This window comes from Hahella sp. KA22 (assembly GCF_004135205.1).
Classification (GTDB): Bacteria; Pseudomonadota; Gammaproteobacteria; order Pseudomonadales; family Oleiphilaceae; genus Hahella.
Map to the genome: position 1 here is coordinate 733716 of NZ_CP035490.1, position 16106 is coordinate 749821.

Annotated in this window: 15 protein-coding genes; 4 read left to right on the top strand and 11 right to left on the bottom strand. The window is 55.0% G+C overall.

All coding sequences use genetic code 11. The features are described 5' to 3' along the window. Positions 1-64: 64 nt before the first annotated feature. From EUZ85_RS03230 to EUZ85_RS03240, 3 genes are all read right to left on the bottom strand, one after another. Positions 65-739, bottom strand: a complete 675-nt coding sequence (locus EUZ85_RS03230; protein ID WP_127967893.1) for a PEP-CTERM sorting domain-containing protein — start codon at positions 737-739, stop codon at positions 65-67. Between the two features lie 163 nt (positions 740-902). Next, positions 903-2159: an endonuclease/exonuclease/phosphatase family protein gene (locus EUZ85_RS03235; protein WP_127967894.1), complete on the bottom strand. Its 1257-nt coding sequence runs from the start codon at positions 2157-2159 to the stop codon at positions 903-905. Positions 2160-2429: 270 nt separating this feature from the next. Beyond that, the gene (locus EUZ85_RS03240) at positions 2430-2852 is read right to left on the bottom strand and encodes a DUF4399 domain-containing protein (RefSeq protein ID WP_206617988.1); all 423 of its coding nucleotides are present in this window, start codon (positions 2850-2852) and stop codon (positions 2430-2432) included. A gap of 274 nt (positions 2853-3126) precedes the next feature. Between EUZ85_RS03240 and EUZ85_RS03245 the strand changes: the two genes are divergently transcribed. Continuing rightward, entirely contained in the window at positions 3127-3783 is a 657-nt protein-coding gene (locus tag EUZ85_RS03245) for a DUF2959 domain-containing protein (RefSeq protein ID WP_127967895.1), read from the top strand. A gap of 126 nt (positions 3784-3909) precedes the next feature. Here EUZ85_RS03245 and EUZ85_RS03250 read toward each other — a convergent pair whose 3' ends face one another. Then, positions 3910-4242 carry a hypothetical protein gene (locus EUZ85_RS03250; protein ID WP_127967896.1) on the bottom strand — a complete coding sequence of 111 codons (333 nt, stop codon included), beginning with the start codon at positions 4240-4242 and terminating at the stop codon, positions 3910-3912. Positions 4243-4565: 323 nt separating this feature from the next. Here EUZ85_RS03250 and EUZ85_RS03255 point away from each other — a divergent pair, with 323 nt between their 5' ends. Beyond that, the gene (locus EUZ85_RS03255) at positions 4566-5039 is read left to right on the top strand and encodes a thioesterase family protein (RefSeq protein ID WP_127967897.1); all 474 of its coding nucleotides are present in this window, start codon (positions 4566-4568) and stop codon (positions 5037-5039) included. A 19-nt stretch (positions 5040-5058) separates the two neighbouring features. Here EUZ85_RS03255 and EUZ85_RS03260 read toward each other — a convergent pair whose 3' ends face one another. The 4 genes from EUZ85_RS03260 to EUZ85_RS03275 all read right to left on the bottom strand — a co-directional run bounded on the left by EUZ85_RS03260 (position 5059) and on the right by EUZ85_RS03275 (position 8372). After that, the gene (locus tag EUZ85_RS03260; protein WP_127967898.1) at positions 5059-5475 is read right to left on the bottom strand and encodes a CBS domain-containing protein; all 417 of its coding nucleotides are present in this window, start codon (positions 5473-5475) and stop codon (positions 5059-5061) included. A gap of 25 nt (positions 5476-5500) precedes the next feature. Beyond that, a complete protein-coding gene (locus EUZ85_RS03265) occupies positions 5501-6943 on the bottom strand; it encodes a dihydrolipoyl dehydrogenase (protein ID WP_129498709.1) in 1443 nt (480 codons plus the stop codon). Between the two features lie 87 nt (positions 6944-7030). Next, positions 7031-7765 carry a glutathione peroxidase gene (locus EUZ85_RS03270; protein WP_127967900.1) on the bottom strand — a complete coding sequence of 245 codons (735 nt, stop codon included), beginning with the start codon at positions 7763-7765 and terminating at the stop codon, positions 7031-7033. 334 nt (positions 7766-8099) lie between these two features. After that, entirely contained in the window at positions 8100-8372 is a 273-nt protein-coding gene (locus EUZ85_RS03275; RefSeq protein ID WP_011394151.1) for an RNA-binding protein, read from the bottom strand. Positions 8373-9036: 664 nt separating this feature from the next. Between EUZ85_RS03275 and EUZ85_RS03280 the strand changes: the two genes are divergently transcribed. Together EUZ85_RS03280 and recQ are read left to right on the top strand one after the other, a co-directional pair. Continuing rightward, the gene (locus tag EUZ85_RS03280; RefSeq protein WP_164887167.1) at positions 9037-11178 is read left to right on the top strand and encodes a ricin-type beta-trefoil lectin domain protein; all 2142 of its coding nucleotides are present in this window, start codon (positions 9037-9039) and stop codon (positions 11176-11178) included. Positions 11179-11344: 166 nt separating this feature from the next. Continuing rightward, positions 11345-13156, top strand: a complete 1812-nt coding sequence (recQ, locus tag EUZ85_RS03285; RefSeq protein ID WP_127967902.1) for a DNA helicase RecQ — start codon at positions 11345-11347, stop codon at positions 13154-13156. Positions 13157-13161: 5 nt separating this feature from the next. Here the strand turns inward: recQ and EUZ85_RS03290 are convergent, their stop codons facing one another. Genes EUZ85_RS03290 through EUZ85_RS03300 form a run of 3 tightly spaced genes read right to left on the bottom strand, consistent with a single transcriptional unit; the run spans position 13162 to position 16096 of the window. Then, a complete protein-coding gene (locus EUZ85_RS03290; RefSeq protein ID WP_127967903.1) occupies positions 13162-13896 on the bottom strand; it encodes an ABC transporter permease in 735 nt (244 codons plus the stop codon). Continuing rightward, the gene (locus EUZ85_RS03295) at positions 13896-14966 is read right to left on the bottom strand and encodes an ABC transporter ATP-binding protein (RefSeq protein WP_127967904.1); all 1071 of its coding nucleotides are present in this window, start codon (positions 14964-14966) and stop codon (positions 13896-13898) included. Before EUZ85_RS03295 ends, EUZ85_RS03290 begins: the two co-directional genes overlap by 1 nt. Further along, a complete protein-coding gene (locus EUZ85_RS03300) occupies positions 14963-16096 on the bottom strand; it encodes an ABC transporter permease (protein ID WP_241566941.1) in 1134 nt (377 codons plus the stop codon). The genes EUZ85_RS03295 and EUZ85_RS03300 overlap by 4 nt, the downstream gene beginning before the upstream one ends. Between the last annotated feature and the right edge of the window lie 10 nt (positions 16097-16106).

Sequence of the window (16106 nt, forward strand, 5' to 3'; positions counted from 1 at the left end):
GAGCGTTTGCAAGACGAAAAAAAACCGGAGACGATGCTCCGGTTTTCGTACGCCGCTAAGGGAATCAGGCTTTTTCGGCGGAGGCTCTGCGGTTCAGGACGAAGGCGCAGAAAGCGATGGCCAGCAGCGCTGGTACGCCAGGTTCGCTGACCGGTACGGACTCGGTTTCCAGCTTCAGTTTGATGTTGCCGCCGTTATAGCCTTTGTCAGAGTAGCCGAACAGGAAGTCGATGCCGTCGTTGGCGGTGATCAGACTGCCGCCCAGGGCGAACAGGTCGTTGGCTGCGTTCAATGCGGTCAGCGCTGCGCCGTTCAGTACGATGTCGATGTAGCTGTAGTTGCTGCTCCAGGATACGCGGGTAGCGCCGAACAATTCACCGGAGCCCAGGTCATTGTATGCGTTAACGCCGCCAAAACCGGACAGCAGAGTGCTGATGTCGGTGTTCACGTCAAACAGAGCGAACCACTCGGAATAGTCGTTGGATTCGTAACCGTTGCATGGGTTGAAAATGCTCAAAGTGGCGGACACGATGGAGCCTTCCACGTCGCTCATGTCAAAGGCGAAGAAGTTGTTGTGCTTCTTGCCAGTGTAATAGTTGGTGTTGCTCGGCGAATGATAGCCGTTGGACTTATACCAGCCGGAGTCATAAGCGTTTAAAACAACAGGCGTCGCCTGAGCGGCGCTGCTCAGGAAGGCGGTCAGCAGAAGCGAACAGATTGCGGCGTACAACTTTGACATGCGTTACCTTTACAAAAGCGGTTAGAAAGTCACGTTATAAAACTGTCGGCAATTGTACGCGTTAGTTATTTAAATGTAGGTAAAACAATGTCAAACGCAGTTACTGAGTGTAACTGCGTTTTTCAGAAGAAAATCAGAGATAAATCAGGAGAAAAGCGCTTGTTCAGCGCAGACGGATATCCACCCAGACCAGTCGGTGGTCGGAGCTGACGGCGCCGCCTTCGCCAACCAGTCGATACAGATCATCATCAGCGCTGGGCCAGAACACGCCGGAGTTGACGATCATCAGGTCGGAAGAAGGCAGTACATAGTCTGTGCGCAGGTTACCCGGGTTAGCGTCATTAAAGTCTCCGGTGTCCTGCGCCCGATTGCCGATCTGCAGGGCGTTGGCCTCTCCCTGTCGGAACGCGGCGTCCGCTGAGCCCGCGCTTAGAGGCGTATGTTTAACATTCACCCGAGGGTGCTCCAGCAATTGCGCCATGGGGTTCTGTGTGGCGTCGCCGTCAAACGGGTCTGCGTTTTCGTCGCCCATGATCACAAAGCTTTCTCTATCGCCGAGCCCGCCACGGCGTCCTTCATCATCCACAATGTAACGGCTGACGCGGCGACCGGAAATGTAGTCCGCCCAAAAACGAATTTCATCATGATTGCGGGTTCCGTTGCGGTCTTCCGGACCATCGAAGACAGGAGGCGTGGGGTGGCTGACCAACGCGTGAATACGACGTCCGCGAATGTTGATCGGCGCGTCCCAATGACTCTTGGATGACAATCGCACTACATCCAGCTCCTCGGGACTGAACCAATCCGCAGGCGCGTCTGTGTCGGGATTATCCGGCAGCAAGGCGTTGGGCATATCCCGCCAGAGAAAATGCTGAAACGTGCGCGTCCGTTGTTCCTGGATGGGGTATTTGGATAACAGCAGCATGCCGTACTGCCCTTCGAAGACGCCAAAACCGAAAGCGTCGTTAGCCAGCTCGAATCCGGTCTCGCCGACGACGCCGTCGTTATTGAGGTCAAAACCGGATGCGACGCCGGTGTTGGATGGCGCAGAGTAAACGTAAGGGTAGATCGCCGGCGCGGCGCCATTCTGGCTGATCGACAGGTAATTTTGCTGGAACAGACGAGCGGCCTCTCCCGCGGCGTCGTAGTCAAATTCATTGATCAGCAGCACGTCCGGCTGGGTGCGCTGAATAATTTCCGCCACCGCCTGTATCTGGGCGTTGTCGCCGCTGTTCAGATCTGCGATGAGTTCTCCCGGCGCGGAACGGTTCAACGACGCATTGAACGTCGCGAATCTCACAGTTTCCGTAGCGTGACGGTCGCGCCAATGAGATTCTGCGGAAGCCAGAAAGGGATGAGCCGCCAGTGCGCCGCCCAATAAAAAGCGGGCTGCTGTCCCAAGCAGTTTGGACGCATTCATGATAATCCTCTTTATGCAGCAATATTTGACATGTACGAAATGCGAACGGCGCGTTGCACTCTGGTCTTGCCAGATGAAAGCGGGGTTGGAGTCGAGCCGTTGCGGGAAGACAACCAATGTCAAAGAAGAACCGCCGGGCCTGCTTACAGCTCGAATGGCAGGCCGGCGTTCGTTTCTAAGGGGCGTCGTCTCCAGTTATAGAGACGCATTATTAAGAAAAGATGATAGCCGCAGGGCTATCGCTTCGTTTTCTAAATAACGGTTACGCCTTTACTTTACGGTGATGGTGACTTTATCAGACACCACAGGATGCGCGTGGGGCTGGTGCAAATGATCGCCCAGGATCAATTGCAGGGTGTGTTGTCCTGGCGGTAGCTCTAGTGTGGTTTCAGTCTGGCCGCCGCCAAAATGTTTGACGTCCGCGCCCAGGGGCATGTTCATGTCTGGCATCTTTTCGCCATCGATGAGCAGGTGATGATGTCCGGTGTTTTCGCGCTCAACGCCAGCCGGCGCTACGCCCATGCCTTCCAGACCGAAGCGCACCACGAATTTGCTGGATACGGTTTCGCCGTCGGTTGGCGAGATGATATAGGCTTTGGCGTTTTCGGGGTTGGCGGTTTTGGGAAGGCCTGCGGCCATTGCAACGCTGCTGAGGCCAAGCAAGGATACGGAAACTAGATGACGAATTTTCACGGATTATCTCCATTATGTATGGTTGAGGTTGTTGCAGAAACTGTCGCCGGCCTGGTTATGATTATAAATGCGTGGCCGATCTTCTTTGTGTCGCACGTTAACGCGCGGGCTATACTCCGAAGCGACATAATATCGTTTTCCCCGTCAGGGTGGGTATAAATAGTTTAGGTCTCGGAGCACGGGGTTCTGCGGTCGGCGGCTGATTTGCAGCACCAGAGGTCAGCGCCTACAATCCCCGGGCGCACTGTTATGAAATCAGGATAAGGAACTTGCCATGTCTTCTCTGTTACTCCGTTTACCACTGCTGATCTGTCTGTTGCTGGGACTGTCCGCCTGTCAGAGCGCTTATTACAGCGCTATGGAAAAAGTGGGCGTGCATAAGCGCGACATCATGGTGGATCGCGTTGGCGCAGCCCGTGACGCCCAAGAGGAAGCTAAAGAGGAGTTCAAATCCGCGCTGGACCGTTTCCAGAGCATGTTCGGTAAAAAGGATTCCACGTTGCAGAAGCAATACGATCAGCTCAGCGCGGCGTTTGAAGACAGCGAAGACGCGGCGGAAGAGGTGAGCAAACGCATCGATGCAGTGGAGGACGTGTCCGAAGCCTTGTTCGAGGAATGGGAAGAGGAACTGGAGCTTTACACCAGTCCCAAGCTGAAACAGGACAGCGCCGCCAAACTGGCCGCTACCAAAAAGAAATATCAGCGTCTCATTACCGCCATGCGGGCGGCGGAAAACCGCATGCAGCCGGTGCTTAACGCACTGCGCGACCAAGTGCTGTATCTCAAGCACAATCTTAATGCATCTGCGATCGATGGCTTGAAAGGGGAGCTGCGTTCAGTGGAGAGCAATGTGTCCAGGCTGGTGGCGGATATGGAGAAATCCATCGCCGAAGCGGAGTCTTTTATCGCGACCTTGGGCGACAAGAGCTGATAGCAGGATCAGGCGGTTGTGAGCGACGAAGTGGGATGAATGGATGAGATTACGCTCTGCCGGGCCAGCTGCAAGCTTGCGCTGAAGGGACAATTCCTATTGTCACCCGGCGGACGGAGATAAGGCTCACGCAGTGGCGCGCCCCGGCAAGACTTTCAATTGGGTTTCCCGGCTGGCCTCTATGCGGCCGCGAATGGATTCTCCGTGAAAATTTGCAGGCAGGTGCGCCGCGGGGTGATTGTCGCGCCCTTCCAGCTCCACCCGGCTGACAGGGGTTCCCGTCATTTTCAACAAGCTGTGCGCCATATCCTTGGTCATGCTGACATCGGAGAGTTTGGCGAATTCGACGACGTTCTGCAGAACATCGGGATCAGTGAGACGCAAGGTTCCCAGGTTCTCTTCTTTGAAACGGCGACGCAGGGTCTTCAGAATATTAAACATTTCGTTGGTGTACAACATTGCCCGCTCCTTGTATCGGGCGGCTCAGCGCCCGCAGTTGAGTTCTTTACTGTCCCGGACTCCCTTAGCCGCCGGGAGCGTTCCTGCAAATAAACTCGGGTTGATGTCATCCCAGGATTGCAAAAGATCCTGAGTCACTATGCAGTGTAGACAGCGGCAAGTCCCTATTTCCGTTGTGTTTTTGCTTCAAAAATCTGAAAAACGTAATCTTGTTGGATGAGTTCACATAAATCCGGTTTGCGTTAATCTAAAAGGGCTGCTACCGGTTCCCCATAGCCGGCGGCGACAGCCTGTAAACTAACAAGAAACGGAAAAAACGTGAAATGACCTATGTCGATGCAATCAGTTGGGACATGCTTAACCCCTTCATCATGCCCATCAAAGTCCTTGAGCCGCACACAGACCGGCTGGGACACACCAATAACACGACTTACCTCAATTGGATGGAGGAAGTCAGCTGGCGCCATATCGACCCGCTCGGAATGAGTTGGGCCGCCCATGAGAAGCTGGGCAAAGCCATGGCGATCACCCGTACGGAAGTGGATTACCTTGCTGCTTCCCATGCCGACGATGAGTTGTATATCGGCACCTGGATTACAGCGTGTGACGGACGCATACAATCCAGTCGTCACTTTCAGATATTTCGCCCTGCGGACGGCAAAACCATTGTCCGCGCCAACAGCTATTACGCCTGCATAGATATGAAGAGCGGCAAGCCGACGCGAATGCCGAAAGAATTCGTCGAAGCGCACCGCAAAGCCATGGAAGCCCATGGCCTTGCGCCGGCGTCGGGCTGAGCGATGACGCAGGGATGCGTCAGGAGTGTTGACTGCACTGTAACTGCTTTTGCTTGAGCGCCATCAGTACGTGAGTGCGGCTGATGACCCCGACCAGCTTGCCATCGTCCACCACCGGATAGACTTTGGGGCGATGGTCGTCCATGTAGTTCGCCAGATCGACGATGCTCGCCTCGGGGTCCACCGTCACGGTGGCCTTGTGCATGACCTCGCCCACAGTGGCGGGGGCGTCGCAATGGTAGCTGCTTAGCAGTAGTTTCTTGATGCAGTCCTTCTCGGATATAAAGCCGATCACGTGCTTGTGTTCATTCACCACCGGCGCGCCGGATATCCCTTTTTTCAGAAGGATGTCCACCGCCTCGATAATCGAGGCGTCGGCGGCGACGAACGCGGGCTGCGTGTCCATAAAGTCGCTGATTTTGATATCTGCGTTCATAGCTTTCCTCCGGTTAGTGATTTGCTTAGGCGCCGGGTCCGCAATCGAGACAGCGCTCGATGACGTCAGGTCCTAAATGGAGTTTGCTGTTCAGATCGCGTAGCGCCGTGCGCACGCCTTCCTCTATTACCGGGTGGTAAAAGGGCATCTCCAGAATCTGACTGACCGTCAGGCGCTGCTGCACGCACCAGCTCAGCAGGTGGGCGATATGCTCCGCTGCGGGGCCAAACATTTCCGCGCCCAGGAACAAGCCTGTACCTTGTTCGCCATATACTTTCAGCAGGCCGAGATTTTTGCCCATTACCCGACTGCGTCCTTGATCTTCGAAAGACACTACACCTTCAGCATAGCAACTGCGGCAGCGTTCTTTCACCTGATTGATATTCAGCCCCAAAGACGCGATCTGTGGATCGCTGAACACCACGCCAATGGGCGTCCGTCGTTTGCCCGCGCGAATATCAGGGTAGCGACCGGCGTTGTCTCCGGCGATGCGGCCTTCATCTGCGGCCTCATGTAACAGAGGCAGATCGTTGTTGGCGTCGCCGGCGATAAATATGGCGCTGTCGCCGCACTGCATGGTGTAACGATCAAACACCGGCATGCCTCTGGCGTCCATTTGCAGCTCCGCTTTCTCAATGTCCAGATTGTCGACGTTGGGGCGGCGCCCGGTGGCGGCGAGAACATATTCGAACGTTTCCGTGGTCTCTCCCTGTTCCTTATCCAGGAAGGTGATCGCGACGCCCTGTTCAGTGCGCTTCACGCTGCTGACTTTGGCGTTGGGGTCCAGAGAAAATTCACGATTAAAGACTTTCTCCGCATAGGCGCGAATGTCCGGGTCCTGAATCGGTCCAATGGCGCCGCCGACGCCGAACATGCGAACTCGTACGCCGAGGCGACTCAAGGCCTGACCCAACTCGAGACCAATGACGCCGGGGCCGAACACTGCGACGCTGGAGGGCAGATCGCGCCATTCAAACAGATCGTCATTGATAATCAGTCGGTCGCCTGCGTTTTTCAGAAAGGGCGGCACATTGGGACGTGACCCGGTGGCGATGACAATGCGCTGTGCTTCAACGATAAGATCGTCATCTACTTGTAGCCGATGTGGCGAAATAAACTTCGCTTTGCCGCGAACCTTATGTTCGGCGGGAAATCCTTCTACAGAATCGACGACAAATCCGGCGAAACGATCACGCTCATTGCGCACTCGCTCCATGACCTTGCGCCCGTCGATATGGGGGGGGTTGGAAGCGACGCCGAACAAATCGGAATGGCGATGGTGATGGGCGGCTTCCGCTGCGGCGATTAACAGCTTGCTGGGCATGCATCCCACGCGGGCGCAAGTGGTGCCGTAGGGGCCGCTTTCAATCAATAGCACATTTTGCGTGTGCTCGCGCGCGGCGCGATATGCGCCTAAGCCTGCAGTGCCGGCTCCAATAATAGCTACGTCCACTTTGCGTGTTTGCACTGGGTCATCTCCCCTGCTTGCTGTATTCCTAATGATCCTGTCTAGTCGGTCCGGTATGGTTGCCGGACCGACGCTGGCTTGTGCGGGTTAGACGCCGAAGTGAGCTTCCAGATCATCAGCGCCGCCGATGCGCTGCCCGTCAATGTAAATTTGCGGCGTAGTGCCTTGCCCCGTCACAGCCTGCAGTGTGCTGTAGCTAAGACCGTTGGCGCCTAGAACGATGTTCTCAAAGCTGATGCCGCGATCATTCAGCAGTTTGTGCGCGCGAGCGCAGTGGGGACATCCTGGCTTGCTGAATACGGTGACCCGGCTGGGCAGTACCGCTTCTTTATTAATGTAGTTGAGCATGGTGTCGCCATCGCTCACCTTGAAAGGGTCGCCCGGCAGTTCAGGCTCGATGAACATTTTCTCAATCACGCCGTCCCGCACCAGCATACTGTAACGCCAGGAGCGCTTGCCGAAGCCCAGCTCGCTTTTCTCAACCAGCATGCCCATGCCTGCGGAAAACTCACCGTTGCCATCCGCGAGGAAGTAGATATTTTCTGCTTTCTGGTCTGCTTTCCAGGAGTTCATGACGAACGTGTCGTTAACGGACAGACAGATAATCGCGTCGATGCCGTTTTGTTTGAACACGGGCGCCAGTTCGTTGTAACGCGGCAAATGCGTGCTTGAACAAGTGGGGGTGAAGGCGCCCGGCAGTGCGAATACGATGACGTTTTTACCTTTGAACAGATCGTCGGTGGTCACCTGAACCCATTTTTCTCCTTCACGCAGATTGAAAGTAACGCTGGGTACGGTTTGTCCTTCTCTACTCTGTAACATTCATTGATCCTCTATATTTCGTTTTTCATCCACTTGAGCTGGTCGCTAAGTGCTTAATCTTTATGACGAGGAGTAGTGTCGCAGAGATGGACGATTGAATAAATTTATAAAAAAATATCAATTTGATTGTTAATTGCTATTGATCGAGATGTATTGATAGGTAGGTGCTAACGGGCTTTAAGGAAGAGCAAAGTTGAAAGCGTTAAGTTAAACGATGAAGAGATTAGAAAGAGAGATAAGTGGGAGAGAGGAATTCAAAAGCCTAAAAACAAAACGGGCGCCGAAGCGCCCGCCTTGTCAGTCTGCCGAAACTGCGCAGACCGCAGTAAACTGCTTAGTAACGTGGTCTGCGAGCTGGACGCTCTTCACGTGGCTTAGCTTGGTTTACTTTGATATTGCGGCCTTTCAACGCTGTGTCGTTCAGACCCTTGATAGCGGCGTCCGCTTCAGAGTTGTTCGACATCTCGACAAACGCGAAACCTTTGGACTGGCCGGTATTACGGTCAATGATCAGGTTAGCGCTGGTAACTTCTCCAAAAGAGGAAAAAGCTTCTCTCAATTCTTCTTCAGTGACGCCGTAGGCCAGATTTCCAACGTAAATATTCATATCGATCTCGTGTGATTTATGCGTTTTCCACAAATAAAGTGACACCGCAAGCAAACGCACAAATTCGCGGAGTCGCCATCAGCTGATTAAGCCAACAGAAAGCAGTCTAGCAGTAATTTTTAAGGTTGTATGCATTTTATTCAGGTTTTTATTAAAAAAGTTTGATGTGTCTATTAATTATATGATTTTAAACAAAAAAACTAAAAATTAGAGCCCGATTTTCAGCCCTAAAAACCGCCTTTTAGACAAAAAAAGGGCCGCTTGGAGCGACCCGGAAAATAACTCCAACTGGAGTTTTAGCATTCGTTGCTTCCGCAGAGAACAAGCGGCGGATGGAATAGCGTCGCTTGCAGAAAATTCAGGGGCGAACATTGTTGCAGCATATAAATAGCATCTTTTTTATCCAGATCAATTTTTCATCTATTCAATCTGAAAAAGACCCATGACGAGCAACTTGTTATATCAGTCCGGCGGGGGTGCATTAAGACGGAATTATGTTAAGAAATGATGACGAAGCCGCTGCCCCCAAGTCCCATAAACAGGCCGTATTTGTTAGCCCGAGCCTTAAGAGACTAGGCCCTATTGTCGTTTCGCAGGGTTGTTTCTTCACCTAAAATTAAGGTTTTTTCATGCTTGCCAAATACTTAAATTCTGGATGATCGCAATGACCACGCTCAGAAGGACGCTTACGCTAACTCTGCTAACACTACTCGCCGCCTGTAGCGATGGCCCCAAGGTGTCTCAGGACGCCAAGGTGATCGAAGACGCTGGCGCGTTGCGACCGGAAACGGTGGGTTCCTCTGAGATGGTGTTTGAATCGGAGCAGGCTGTTGCTGATGTGAAACCTGGTTCAGTGATTGTGTCCGGCGCTTCAGACAATGCGCCCTACGGTTTCTTAAAGCGGGTCAAGAGTAAGTCTGAAGTGGATGGCGCCACGGTTCTGTCGGTGGAAGACGCGCAGCTGACTGATGTGGTGGAAGAGGCTGACGTGTCATTGAGCGGCGCATTAAATCCCAGCGCGTCTCCAAGGCCGCGTTTGGCCGCCAAGGGATTGGATTTATCCGCGCGAGGCATCACCGTATATGCTCCCGGCGAATCGGCGGACCTGCCTGACGCCTGTGCTGACAAAGATTTCCGCGTCGCTTTCGAGGCCACTGAGGCGGCGCCCTATGTCACCGTCACCGGGTGTGTGGGCTTCAGTAGTAATTTCATTTTCGATCTGGAGATTGAGCACTTCCAGGCGACGCGTGCGGAGTTCGTCGTGGACAGTAAAATCGGCAGCGCCCTGGCGTTGAAGTCTGATGTCGAGCTGGCCAGCATTAATCAGAAGACTGAATTGGCGCGTTTTGATGTGGACCCGATCAATTTCCAGATTGGGCCGATACCTGTGGTGATCGTGCCGGAAATCGTGTTGGTCATGGGGGTGGACGGTAAAGTCGACGTTAATGTGGACATCAGCGCCAGCCATGAGCTAAGCGCTCAGGTGGGCCTGCTGTACGCGGATAATCGCTGGTCCACCGTCAACGAAAGCCAACAGAAATTCGATATGCCTTTGCCCCAAGGCGATGGCTCCGCCAATGCCCGCGTGTACGCCGGCCCGGAAATGGAGTTCATGTTCTATGGCGTCGCCGGCCCAGGAGCCAATATTTACGTCTTCTCCCGCATGAACGCCGATGTAGATGCGGTTAATCCCGCCAAATCCAACTATGAGTTGTGGGCGGGCGCTCAGGCCGGGGCTTCCTTCCGGGTGGAAGTGTTCGATAAGACGCTGTTCAAGATTCATGAATCCAACCTGATTGGCTACGAAGGTTTGATCGCCTCCTCTGAGTATGATGGTCTGGCGCCCCCGGGCACAGGTCGAGTGATTGGCGTCATTGGCGACGCAATGCAGGGCAAGCTGGTCAGTGGAGACGATATCCTGCGCGATAACCTGTCTGGAGAACTGGTGGACTTGCTGAAAGGTCTCGCCGCTAATGAAGATGATTCCGATGGCGGCTACACGGTGGCGGAAGCCAACGCCCGCCCCCGCTGGCGCGAATTGAAAATCGCCGGCCGTTGTTTGCAACCTGACTATGTTGGCCATCTCGCGATGATTCGTCCGGTTGCCTGCAATGGCGGCGATAAGCAGAAATGGTGGTGGGACACAAATGGCGCAGTGCATCCCAAAGCCAACGCCAAGTTGTGTATGGATGGCCTTGGCGTCACTCCAGGCGTCAATCTGGCGCTTTGGGGATGTCATGGCGGCGATAATCAGGCCTGGATTTTTGAGGATGGCCGCATGCGCAACAAGCGCAGTGAGTCGCTATTCGTCACCTATGAAAAAGATATCTTCAACTGGCTCGATTACGCCCAGCTGAAAAGCCTGAAAGAAAATACGGATAAACAGTTCGCTCAGTGGGGGCAGGAAGAACGCGTCAACGGCGTCGCTGCTTCTCATTTCCGTCCGTTAAAAAGTGCGCGTAGCGGGCTGTGTCTGGGTGTGCAAACAGGGAGCGCATCTCCTGAGTTGCAGGCGTGTGGAAACGCATCGCAACAACTCTGGTTCTACGATAGTGTGGCGCGAACCCTCTACAACGCGGCTGGAGACTGTCTGAGCCACCATGGCGAGAACTACAACGGCGCAACCTTGTTCGTGGAGACATGTTCTGCGTCCGCGAATCAGACATTTGAGTTCGCTGATGGCGCTATCAAAACGACGTCGGATGCGGCGATTGTCGTCGATGCATATGGCTCGGAAGATGGCGCTATGGTTGGTCAGTGGATGTTCCACGGCGGCGCCAATCAGCTCTGGCTGTGGGCCGAGTAAGGCCTTGTAGATTCAGCTTTACAGACTTTAGTCCTTCATCGTTCAGTCTTTATGACCACGCTTAATGGATGAGTGGCGGAGACAACTCGTCGCGTAAACCCTGACGGCCATCCGCCAGGGTTATCTCTACTGTGAGCCCTGGCTGCAACCTGTATAATGCGCGGCTATGAAACGCATATCATCTTCTCTTCAATCGCCACTGCAGGCTTTGCAGACCTTATTCGGGTACGACGCATTTCGCGGCCCGCAGGAAGCCGTCATCGGGGAACTGATGGCTGGCCGGGACGCCCTGGTTTTGATGCCTACCGGCGGCGGTAAATCACTTTGCTATCAAATTCCCGCTATCTTGCGTGATGGCGTAGGGGTGGTGATTTCCCCTTTGATCGCATTGATGCAGGACCAGGTGGACGCGCTGAGACAGGTCGGCGTTAACGCAGGCTTTCTGAATTCCAGCCTTAGTCTGGCGGAGTTGCGGGATATGGAGCGCGCGCTGCTGGACCAGGAGCTGGATATGCTCTATATCGCGCCAGAGCGTTTGACTCAGGAGCGCACGCTGGAACTGCTGCAACGCACGCCTATCTCCCTGTTCGCCATCGATGAGGCCCACTGTGTGTCGCAATGGGGCCACGATTTTCGCGCTGACTATCTACAGCTTAACCTGTTGCAGGAGCGATTCCCTCATGTGCCCAGGGTGGCGCTGACCGCCACCGCCGACGAACGCACCAGAAAGGAAATCGCCGAGCGCCTGGGGCTGACGGAGGCGCAGCATTTCATCAGCGGTTTCGATCGTCCCAATATCCAATATCGCATTACTCAGAAACAAAACGCGCGACAGCAGTTATTGCGTTTTTTACGCGCTGAACACGCCAACGACGCAGGCATTGTTTACTGTTTATCCCGCAATAAAGTTGAGCAAGTGGCGGAATGGCTGTGCAAGGAAGGCTTCAATGCGTTGCCGTATCACGCAGGATTGCCGGCGGACGTGCGACAGGAGCACCAGCAGCGATTTTTAAGGGAAGACGGCGTTATCGTAGTTGCCACTATCGCTTTCGGTATGGGGATTGATAAGCCGGATGTGCGTTTTGTCGCTCATCTGGACCTCCCCAAGAGCATTGAATCCTATTATCAGGAAACCGGTCGTGCGGGCCGTGACGGACTGCCGTCCACCGCCTGGATGACCTACGGGCTGCAGGACGTGATCAAGCTGCGGCAGATGATGGAAGGCTCTCCCGGCGCGGAGCAATTCAAACGGGTGGAGAGACAGAAACTCGACGCTATGCTGGGACTGTGTGAAATCGTCAGCTGTCGCCGGCGCGCGTTGTTGCGCTATTTTGGTGAGACCGCGCCGGAGCAATGCGGGAACTGTGACGCCTGTCTGAACCCGGTGGAAACCTGGGATGCGACGGTAGCGGCGCAGAAGGCTTTGTCCTGTATATATCGCACGGGGCAGCGCTTCGGCGTCAATCATCTTATTGATGTAGTGCGAGGCGAACTGACCGATAAGGTGAAGCAGTTTGGCCATGAGCGTCTTCCCACTTTTGGCGTCGGCGAGGATATGGATGCGGCGCAATGGCGTTCGGTGTTGCGCCAGCTGACCGCACGGGGACTGTTGAATGTGGATCTGGATGGCTTTGGGGCCTTGAAGCTGACGGAATCCTGCCGACCTATTTTGCGCGGCGAACAGGAAGTGCGATTACGGCGCGACGTCAAAGAAGTGATGTCAAAAGCGCCAAAACGCAGTGGCGAATCGTTGCGTGAAGAAGATCAGCCATTATGGGATGCGTTGCGTATCCGCCGTAAGGAGTTGGCGGAGGAGCAGGGCGTGGCGCCTTATATGATTTTCCATGACGCCACGCTGATGGAAATCTTGCGTCATCGTCCTCAGAACGACATAGAGTTTCTGGCTCTCAACGGCGTCGGCAAGAGCAAGCTGGAGCGCTACGGCGAAGACTTCATGGAAATTGTCCGCAACGCCTGAGTCTGTCAGGCGGATGCGCTTTCTATGCGTTCGAAAATAGCGTCCGCCGCCACAGCGAGCAAAGCCACCAGAATAGCGCCCTGTAGCACATAGGCGGTATTGCCGTTGATCAAGCCCGCCACGATAGGGTCGCCGAGGGTTTTGGCGCCAATGGTGGAGCCGATGGCGGCGGTGGCGATGTTAATGGTCACAGAGGTGCGCACGCCCGCCATAATTACTTTGAAGGCGAGAGGCAGCTCCACCTTCCATAATACCTGCGACGGCGACATTCCCATACCGCGCGCCGCCTCCAGCACTGCACCGGAGACGCCTTCCAAACCAGCAATTGTGTTACGCACCACGGGCAGCAAACCGTAAAGCGTTAGTGCGACCACGGTGGGCGCGCCGCCAAAGCCAGTCATGGGAACCGCCAGCGCGAGCACGGCGACGGGAGGAAACGTCTGACCAATGGAAGCGACGTTATTCACCAGAGGAAGGAAATCCCGTCCGGATTCCCGGGTCACCAATATGCCGGAAACCACGCCAACTACCGTGGCGATAAATCCGGATAGCAGCACCAGACCCGCGTGGCTCAGTAACAGGCGCCAAAAGCTGTCACGGTCATAAACAACCTGTGATGCGTCAGGCTGCAGCCAGCGAAAGAGCGTTTCCATGTGAGGAAACAAGCTGGCGCACAGAATTAACAACAGCGCGGGCGTCAATGCCCTCCAGGGCGCGTGACGAATTGAGGCTCGCCGCATCAGGCGCAGCCTCCCACCAGGTCCGCCATGCGCACTTCCGCCAGTAAGGCTCCATCAGAAGACAAAACTGGCAATGCAGCGACTTTGCGCCATAACATTTTGGAGATCGCCAGCTTGACGCTGTCTTCCGCCTGCAGACTCATGTCCGGCGTGACGTCGATTTCCCGCCAATGATAGCTGGCGTCGCCGTCCACAGTTGCCTGCAATAATCGCACTGGCGCATTCGCGCTATCCACGGCCCACAGTCTTCCTGCGCCCTGGCATGGCGGCGGCGCTAAGCCCTGTACCCGTGGTGGATTGGGCCGCATGATGTCGCGCACCTGTTTGCAGGACGCTGCTTTCAGACCCCGGTCCTGGCTGCCGATAATATTCTCGACGAAGTAGTTCGCGGGGCGGTGCAGAATGTTTTCCGGTGTGTCGTATTGGATGATCTGGCCTGCGTCCATTACCACCATGCGAGTGGCGAGCTTCAATGCTTCTTCAATGTCGTGAGTAACGAATACGATGGTTTTCTTGATCTGCGACTGAATCCGCAGCATCTCTTCCTGCAGGCTTTCCCGGGTGATAGGGTCGAGAGCCCCAAAAGGTTCGTCCATAAGCAATATATCCGGGTCCGCCGCCAGCGCACGCGCCACACCAACGCGTTGGGCCTGTCCACCGGATAACTCATTGGGCATTTTGTCAGCGAAAATAGTAGGGTCGAGCGCGAACAACTCCAGTAACTCATTGACCCGATTTTGTATGCGTTGCGCATCCCATTTGAGCAGGCGCGGAACTACGGCGATATTTTTCGCCACGCTCCAGTGAGGAAACAAACCGATGTTTTGAATGGCGTAGCCAATCCGCCGACGCAGCGCGTTGATCTCAAAGCTGGCGATTTCCTGGTTATTGATCAGAATGCGCCCTTCACTGTGCTCCACCAGTCGGTTGATCATTTTCAACGTGGTGGATTTGCCGCACCCGGAGGTGCCTACCAGGACGCAAAAGTCGCCGCTGGCGATGTCCAAAGAGAGGTTGCGTACGGCGTATTGCTCGCCGTATTTCATGGATACGTTATCCAGTCGGATCATGGTGCGCCTCGGGTTGTGGCGGTCAAGAATGCGAACAGGGCGTCTGCGGCGAGCGCGAACAGGATTGTAGGAATGGCGCCTAGAAGCACCAAATCCATCGCTGCCTGACCCAGCCCCTGAAAAATGAAGGTCCCCATACCTCCGGCGCCAATTAACGCGGCGACGGCGGTCAGGCCGATAGTTTGCACGGTCATGATGCGCAGTCCTTCCAGAATCACGGGAGCCGCCAATGGCAGACGTACCTGCAGGAATACCTGGCTTTCACTCATTCCCATGCCGCGAGCGGCCTCCAGAACCGGTTCAGGGGTTCCGGTGAGAGCGACGTAAGCGTTACGGGTCATGGGGAGTAAACTGTAGCCGATCAGGGCGATCAAAGCGGGGGTGAAGCCGATTCCCTGCACGCCGATAGCGCGCAGCCACCCAAACTCGTTGGCGAGGTAACTCAGAGGCGCGATCAATAGACCGAAAAGCGCCAGGCTGGGGATCGTCTGCATCACGCTAAGCACCCCAAACAGCCCGCGTCGGGCCTTTTCCGAGCGCGTCGCCCAGATTGCGAGCGCCATGCCCATCAGCGCGCTGGGCAGCATTGACCAGAATACCAGATTGAAATGCGCGCCCATCTCTGTCACAAACTGGCGTTGCCTGACATGAAACTCTTGCGCCAGGGATAACTTCTCAAGCGCGCCATAGGAGTAGGCGATTGCGATGCCCGCGACGACGGCGGTGACGCCGGCGAGTTTCAGCCAGATTCCGGCCTGTAACTTGTGGCAGGCTTCGATCATGATCAGCGCCATGAGGAAACCCGTCAGCCAAAAGCCGCTCCCCAACGCCGCACGGCCATGTGGCAGGCCTTCATTTGCGCGCTCAAGACCAAATACGCCCGCCATTACTGGCAAGAACGCGATCAGGGTAGTCGCCGTTAGCAATATGGCAAGATAGGCATGGCGGTTAGGGCGCCAGGATAACAAGGCGATAGCGAGCGCGCCGCCGAAAACCGGCAGGCCCCATCGAAGGGAAAGAGCATCCAGCAAGGCGACGCCTTCCCCAGGCAGTATGCGGTTTGGTTGAAAGGATGCAAAATCCAGAAACAGCAGCGCCGCAATGGCCAGGACGGACATGGAAAGCGTCACGCGATTTGCG

Excerpts from the sequence above, each read along its gene's own strand:
- EUZ85_RS03230 (WP_127967893.1), bottom strand. The coding sequence starts at position 739 with ATGTCAAAGTTGTACGCCGCAATCTGTTCGCTTCTGCTGACCGCCTTC.
- EUZ85_RS03235 (WP_127967894.1), bottom strand. The coding sequence starts at position 2,159 with ATGAATGCGTCCAAACTGCTTGGGACAGCAGCCCGCTTTTTATTGGGC.
- EUZ85_RS03245 (WP_127967895.1), top strand. The coding sequence starts at position 3,127 with ATGTCTTCTCTGTTACTCCGTTTACCACTGCTGATCTGTCTGTTGCTG.
- EUZ85_RS03250 (WP_127967896.1), bottom strand. The coding sequence starts at position 4,242 with ATGTTGTACACCAACGAAATGTTTAATATTCTGAAGACCCTGCGTCGC.
- EUZ85_RS03255 (WP_127967897.1), top strand. The coding sequence starts at position 4,566 with ATGACCTATGTCGATGCAATCAGTTGGGACATGCTTAACCCCTTCATC.
- EUZ85_RS03260 (WP_127967898.1), bottom strand. The coding sequence starts at position 5,475 with ATGAACGCAGATATCAAAATCAGCGACTTTATGGACACGCAGCCCGCG.
- EUZ85_RS03270 (WP_127967900.1), bottom strand. The coding sequence starts at position 7,765 with ATGTTACAGAGTAGAGAAGGACAAACCGTACCCAGCGTTACTTTCAAT.
- EUZ85_RS03275 (WP_011394151.1), bottom strand. The coding sequence starts at position 8,372 with ATGAATATTTACGTTGGAAATCTGGCCTACGGCGTCACTGAAGAAGAA.
- EUZ85_RS03280 (WP_164887167.1), top strand. The coding sequence starts at position 9,037 with ATGACCACGCTCAGAAGGACGCTTACGCTAACTCTGCTAACACTACTC.
- recQ (WP_127967902.1), top strand. The coding sequence starts at position 11,345 with ATGAAACGCATATCATCTTCTCTTCAATCGCCACTGCAGGCTTTGCAG.
- EUZ85_RS03290 (WP_127967903.1), bottom strand. The coding sequence starts at position 13,896 with ATGCGGCGAGCCTCAATTCGTCACGCGCCCTGGAGGGCATTGACGCCC.
- EUZ85_RS03295 (WP_127967904.1), bottom strand. The coding sequence starts at position 14,966 with ATGATCCGACTGGATAACGTATCCATGAAATACGGCGAGCAATACGCC.